Source organism: Lacinutrix sp. YIN62 (genome assembly GCF_057219185.1).
Map to the genome: position 1 here is coordinate 1 of NZ_JBXVVH010000040.1, position 6,990 is coordinate 6,990.

Annotated in this window: 8 protein-coding genes; all 8 read left to right on the top strand. The window is 29.2% G+C overall.

Annotated features, from left to right (window positions below):
• The coding region (locus AC2D8I_RS15615) for a phage baseplate assembly protein V (RefSeq protein ID WP_484706996.1) at window positions 1-679 on the top strand (679 nt) is incomplete at its 5' end.
• Between the two features lie 3 nt (window positions 680-682).
• Window positions 683-1,549: a hypothetical protein gene (locus AC2D8I_RS15620; protein ID WP_484706997.1), complete on the top strand. Its 867-nt coding sequence runs from the start codon at window positions 683-685 to the stop codon at window positions 1,547-1,549.
• Entirely contained in the window at window positions 1,542-1,985 is a 444-nt protein-coding gene (locus AC2D8I_RS15625; RefSeq protein WP_484706999.1) for a DUF4280 domain-containing protein, read from the top strand. Before AC2D8I_RS15620 ends, AC2D8I_RS15625 begins: the two co-directional genes overlap by 8 nt.
• Window positions 1,978-3,807, top strand: a complete 1,830-nt coding sequence (locus tag AC2D8I_RS15630; protein WP_484707000.1) for a DUF3289 family protein — start codon at window positions 1,978-1,980, stop codon at window positions 3,805-3,807. The genes AC2D8I_RS15625 and AC2D8I_RS15630 overlap by 8 nt, the downstream gene beginning before the upstream one ends.
• Window positions 3,795-4,310 (top strand): hypothetical protein, encoded by a 516-nt coding sequence (locus AC2D8I_RS15635; RefSeq protein ID WP_484707001.1) that lies wholly within the window; start codon window positions 3,795-3,797, stop codon window positions 4,308-4,310. The genes AC2D8I_RS15630 and AC2D8I_RS15635 overlap by 13 nt, the downstream gene beginning before the upstream one ends.
• 97 nt (window positions 4,311-4,407) lie before the next feature.
• Window positions 4,408-5,841: an N-acetylmuramoyl-L-alanine amidase gene (locus tag AC2D8I_RS15640; protein ID WP_484707002.1), complete on the top strand. Its 1,434-nt coding sequence runs from the start codon at window positions 4,408-4,410 to the stop codon at window positions 5,839-5,841.
• Window positions 5,838-6,431 (top strand): hypothetical protein, encoded by a 594-nt coding sequence (locus AC2D8I_RS15645; RefSeq protein ID WP_484707003.1) that lies wholly within the window; start codon window positions 5,838-5,840, stop codon window positions 6,429-6,431. Before AC2D8I_RS15640 ends, AC2D8I_RS15645 begins: the two co-directional genes overlap by 4 nt.
• 287 nt (window positions 6,432-6,718) lie before the next feature.
• Window positions 6,719-6,990: hypothetical protein (locus tag AC2D8I_RS15650; RefSeq protein ID WP_484707004.1), on the top strand; the 272-nt coding region annotated here is incomplete at its 3' end.

Below are 6,990 nucleotides of genomic sequence, written 5' to 3' on the forward strand. Positions count from 1 at the left end.
AGGTCCTATGAAAACCTCTTGGCTACGTGTAATGACTCCCGATGCAGGACGTAGCGACAACCACGCGCAAAATCGTGGGCATGTATTTATACCTGAAATAGGAGACCAAGTAATGGTTGGCTTTCGTTATAACGACCCCAACCGCCCTTTTGTAATGGGAAGCTTATTCAATGGATCAACCGCAGCTGGTGGACGCAATCAAAATAATTATAAAAGTATTATTACTAAAAGCGGGCATATACTAGAGTTTAATGATACCGATCGTAGTGAAAGTATAACTATTACCGATAAAAACAATAACATTATTTTTATTGATACGGCTAATAAAAATATCAAGATAAGCGCTCCAGAGACTATTGATATTGAGGCTAAAAATATCCATTTTAAAGCGGCAGAAGCAATTACATATCAAACAAAGAATATGGATTCACAAATTAGCGAAGACTTTACTTTAGGCATCGGTAATAATATGAATACCATTATTGAGCAAAATTACGATTTAAAAGCTACTGATATAACCGAAACTATTGAAGGAAATAAAGCCATAGATATACAAAATAGTTTTAATATTAATGCTTCCGAAGTTGACATGATTGCAGGAAATGGTGATATTAATGTACAAGGTGCCGGTATCGCTACTTTTCAAGGAGGTTCGGATGTTAAAATCAGTAAAGGATAGCCTATGTTATATATACAAGATCGAAAATCTCCGTATGTATATGAAAAAAATGAAAAAGCTGTTTGTTATAACTTTAACATTAATGAATATACACAACTTCATGAGCATATCATAAAAAACAGCTACCAACAACAATTACAAGTAGCTTTGGAAGCTTTAGATTATAATGCCTTTAATTTTAAAATTGCAACGGTAGCGCATCAATATACACTGGATACTTCATTAAAAAAACAGGAACTATTGATACGGCAACTTAGTGATTTCACAAATTCTTTAGACCTCGCGATTGATACAACTGGAACTATTGCTAAGGTTTTAAATTATGAAACCATAAAAAAACAATGGAAAATTGCACTTCCGAAATTAAAACGACAACATCAAGGCAACTTAACTCATGGATACCTAGACGCTATAGGTAAAAAAATAAACCATGAACAACGGTTTACTACCGACCTAAAACAGTATCGCTTATTTGGAATCTTATTTAATGGCCTTTTACGCATTCCTTTTAACGATGCCACCATAAAATCTAAATCTATAACATTCGCAAACACTATACATAGCTTACCGATACATATTACAGAACAGTTAAGTTTGGTTGGAGAAGATCTAAATACGAACTTACTAACCTATAAAATTACTGGCCTGCTAAAACCTATAGATCCTGAAACTATAAAGCGAATCAACAAATATTTCACCTATTATAATATAGGAACCGCGCCTATTTATATAGAGGAATATAGCGGTTATTATAAAATTAACAAATACACCGCATGGACTGCAAAAGCTGAAATAACCTGTACTTTAAGTAACGGACGTGGGTATAGAAGACAATTACATTTTTTATTAGAAGACAAAGATTATGAGTAAAAATTATGTATGTGATGGTGCTAAAATTGAATGTCAATTATGTACCAAACCTGAAGGCACTTTAACAGTAACTTCTAATCAAATTAAAATACAAGGACAACTCTTTGCTAATGAAAATGATAAAGGGAAACCGAATCTTATTTTTCAAGGAAATTGTAAAAAAAGCCCGTACCAAGCATCGCCTTGTCAAGGCGTAATCGCTCCTATTGCATGGCAGAACACAGCAGACACATTGATACAAGATGGCAAAGCGCTATTAGAAAACTCAACGATTATGTGCGGTTTTGGTGGTGCTCCTATTAAAATAACGGATCATTTACAAATCAACCAACCTACCGAATTACAACCTTTAATTGCGCCTGTTATATTGCCTGTAGAAGATCCTGAAATTATTAATGTCGAATGGAAAAGTTCTAAAAACACAACAAATGAATAAAGCACTCGAAACGAACACTCCCGATAAGGCAATTAAAAAAGCAACAACTAACTCTAATTTTTGGTTAGAAGTTACTACTTTAAATATTCTACCTGGTGAAGAAATTTGTATTGATTTAGAAAATGATAATAATGAAATTGATATTCAAAAAGGAGAAAAAAAAATATCCTTTCCATCATATGTTGATCCCAAAGGTAAAGCTATAATATTACTTAATTCTAATTCTTCTCCTCTATCTGATACTACTAATAAAACAACTACTAATGCAGTCCCTCTAAAAGGGAAAAAACCTGGTATTCTAAAAAAAGGATGGTGGTCTATTGATATAAAAGGGTTACAGCCTATCAGAAGAGCTATTCCTGGTATGTTAGTCTATTTTCATATAGAAACGACTATTCCCGATGGAGAAAAAGTACATATAGAATTATATGAAGATTATAATAATGAAAAAGAAGAACTTAGTTCAGTAGACAAAGATCATCATCAATCATTGATTAGTTCTGCTACTAAAAAACCAGCAACTCATGAAACAGTTTTTAATGGAAAAATAATAAAGACAATACAATTAAATAATCTTCAAACACTTATAGAAAATGATATTGATAAACAGATTGAATTATATTTTAGATGTGATTATTACAATGATAAAGTAAAATTACCAAACAATCAAAAAGATTATCTAGTAGTAGGGACATTAGTTATAGATCGTTATAAAATGCCGTGTTTAACTCCTAATGGTAAAGAAATAGCAAATGATCTTACATATGGGACTGGTGTTATTTCTAATAACACACACATATATACAGCAAGTGAAATTGAGCAATTTATTGAAGAGTATAAAAATACTGGTTTTGACGAATTTAAACATGCTTCATACATTAATAGCGATAATAAAGATGAAAAAATCAAGTATAGTAAAAATGAAATGTATGCTATAAAAACTAAAAGTAACTATAATTCTGGAGCGGATATTAAAGAGTTTAATGAAGGCAAATCTCCTATAACGAATAAATGGAGAGATGACAATTATCTTTTCTGGAATTTTAGAGAAACAGCAGAATTATATTTTGCTAGAGGTGAAATGCAAGGTAATTTAGATCGAATGATTGCTAAGTTTAAAAGTAATACAGGTGGTATCTATGAAGATTTAATACTAACCAAATATATAAAAAAACATTATAAAACTCATGAATATTGCTTAGCTGTTGAAGATTATATTTCAGAAGAACTAAAGCAAAAATTTAAACAGGATATAACAAAAATAGAGGATAAAGACCCTTATTTCTTAACTACGAGAGGAAAAAAAAGAGAATTTAGTAACTCTAGAGGCACAAGAAATAAAAATCAGAAATCAACCTTTAATAAACCAACATATTCATATGGTAAAATAAGTGGGAACCCGTTAAAAATAGTAGAGACTTTAGAATCAATAAATGAACTAAATAAAGGCTTCACTATTGCTTTAAATGATATTTGGGCAACGGAAGTTATCTTGAAAGAATTGAAAAATGATGGAGAAAATTATACTGTAAAATACCAGGTTACGCTTTGGGATCACTTTGGTTTAGATTTACCTGATATGCAAAAAAAATTTAACACATATCCTAGTGCAAAAGAAATCTTTATTTGCTGGTTTACCCTACAACATTTACGCGGGTATAAACCGTTTGTCACAAAAATAACATTTGATCGAGAATTTAAAGGCGATTTCGATACTGGAAAAATCGAACGTATCAACAAAAGAGGATTGGCCTCTAAAATTAGACAAAAAGAGACAGAAGATATAAAATTTAAAACAAGACGAAGAGGATGGGAATATTAAAAAAGAATAAGCAACTTATAACATTGATATTCTTAACGCTTTTGTTTTCATGCAAAAAGACAATAAGGGATAATACTATTAAATTCACATATTTAGATAATCATTTTGAAGAAGATAATGATTGGATTCAAGAAATTGTTCTTGTAAAAAATTCATCAAAAAATACAGATAGTTTAAAAAAACAATTATTAGAATACCAAAAAATAAAAGGGGTACAAAATATCGATACAATAATCAAAAATAAAAATAAAAGCTATACTATGCGATTTTATTATAACACCCCAAATACAGAAGGCTTTATTGAAGGAATAAAACACCCTGATTATTTAAATAATGTCTATATATATGATTATATCGATTCGGATTACTTAGGTGCTGTGTATTTTGAAAAATGTGGAAATACAATAGACAAATGGACTGGTGGTATTTACATAGAAATGCGAGATTATAAAAATAAAATCACGAATACTCAAACATATTATATGATTAATGAATGTAAATAATCTATGAATCTATTTTTATTACTTCATACAAAAAATAAACTGTTTGAATAAAAAATACATAATAGTACATTATTAAGATAATATAGACTAAACACATATGCAATCAAAATCATTTAAAATAAAAGCTAAAGCGAGTTTTAAAAACTCTTTTTCTGAGGCTATTTTAACATTAACATCACATACTGTTAACGATGCTTATTTTGCAATAAGAAAAGAAAACGTCATTTACGAAGAAACAAAAGGAAAAACTACAAAATACAAAGTTGTTTCTGGTGATAACCTTTCTAAAATAGCAACTAAAAACGGGGTAGATTTAGAGCAGTTAAAATCAGACAACAACCTCATTAATAATGACTTAAGAATCAATCAAGAACTCCTAATCAAAAAAAAAGGAGAACAAATAGAAAAAGGGAAAAAGGTGACTTTTATCCCGATTACTAAAGCCTCTATAGGAGATGCTATTTATATTGTTATAAAAACACAAAATTTACAAGGGAAAACTGTAAAATCAAAAATACACCAAGGGAAGAAAAAAGTGTTAGTAGATGAACATAAAGCCATAACTATATTACATAACGGAAAAGAGCAATTTGAGTTTGAATCTATTGTAGGTGAATTGGCAAAAGACACTACAATAGATAATCATAATGATTTTGAAAATATAGCACTAACTAAAATAAACTTAACCCCAAAAGAGAGTAACATTATAAAAAAATGGAATAGTGAAATAAAAAAACAATTTGATAAAAAAGCATATTTATATCTATATGTTGAAGTTGAAATTAATGATCCTGTAATATATCTAGGTAAGAATAATGATGGAACTGACGATGACGAAAAACGCTTTAGAAACATCGAAGGAGAATGGTTAGAATTAAGTTCTTGCGAATGTTGTGCTCAAATCAAAGAAATGTCAGTAGATAAGGATGGTTTCATTTCTGGAATGAACTATATTAAAAAACATCAAAAAAAATTAGAAAACGGTACCTTACCCGTTATAAAAGCAATTGTTTTGCATAGAACAGGAGGAGATAATGTAATATCAGCCATGAGCAATACTTCATTGGGGACTCATTTTTATATAGCTAAAGATGGAACTGTTTACCAAGCAGCATCTCTAAATAAGAAAACGCAGCATGTAGGATCTGGGTTATATTCAAAAGAAAAAGACGAAACAGGAGAAGGTTCTTATGAAAATGTTTGGCCTCATAAAAAAAGAGGTCTTGCTGAATTAAAAAAAGAATACCCTCAAAGGTATCCTATTAATTCTGAATCTGTTGGTATTGAAGTTGCGGGTAAATTCACTAAAACAACAGGAAAGGAGACATCCGGTAAATATAAAAATGAAGATAAAGGTGAATGGGATTCTCTAACTAAAGAACAAAAAAATGCGGTAGTTTGCTTATGCAAAGCGCTAAAAAAACAATACAACCTAAACAATGATGATATTTTTGCACACGATGATATAAAACCTAAAACAAAAGGAGAAGGAAGTAGTTACATCAATGATATATTAAACGAATTGAAATGAGAAAAATCATATTACTAATTAATCTATTATTCCTAATTTCTTGTTCTACAAAACTAAAACAACTAAATACTAACTATACAGATCAACTAACAGGCACAGTTATAGAGGTAGTAAAATTATTGAAAGAGAAAAAAATTATTTTGATTAATAAAAAGTATATACATCCAGAATTTGGGCTATATGAAACTTATAGATTAGGAGCACTAGATCAAATAAAATATTGGGATGAAATAAAGATCGAGAAAAGCTCCAAAGGAACTATTTATCAAATAATTACAAATATCAGCGAAAACAACTTAAAAAACATTATTAATGATAATGTCACTTTTAATTGCACTGATTTTAAATGGGATAAAGAAGGTGTCTTTGTGACAGATAAAATTAGTTATCCAAGAATATCTGAAATTATGGTCAAAAATCAAGAAGCTAATACTTATTCAGAAAAACAATTAAAAAATATAAGATTTATAGAAAAAAATAGTTTTAAGGTTATACTAACCAAAAATGATATTATTTTTTATTTAACACGAATTAATGGTAAAATGTATATTACATTAATAGATAGAATAACAACAGATTGTAGTGCATAATGTATAAAAAACATTTTAATTAGGACAATCAATGCATAAACAACTAATTCTTAAACTAATTATATTAGTTAATCTGATTTCTTATAAAAAAGAACTTGGAAAAATTGGTTATGAACATGTCGCATTAATAAAAATCTGCGAAATACTAAATTACACTTTTATCATTAAATATACATTAAACTTAATTCCTCACCCTGCATTTAAAAACGTTAAACAAGAGATGGATAAAATTTGTTTATAAGAAAATAATAATTTTAAAGAATGCATTAAAATATAAAATAAATCCAATGGCTATTTATATTAATATATTAAGTTCGGGAGCTAGATCTTTTACAGAACATACAGCTTTATTAGAAAAACAAGACCGAATCAATGCTGGAAATTTCACTACGGTAGTTAACAATACAACAACCACAGTAGCAACGAAAGCAAAAAATAAAATTAAAAGCATCAAAACTGATGCTAAAATCATTAAGCCAGACGATCTTATTACCTATACAGTAAAACTAGACGAAAAACACGAAGACACCCTAGAAAAAGATCTCTGCATGGTTAAATT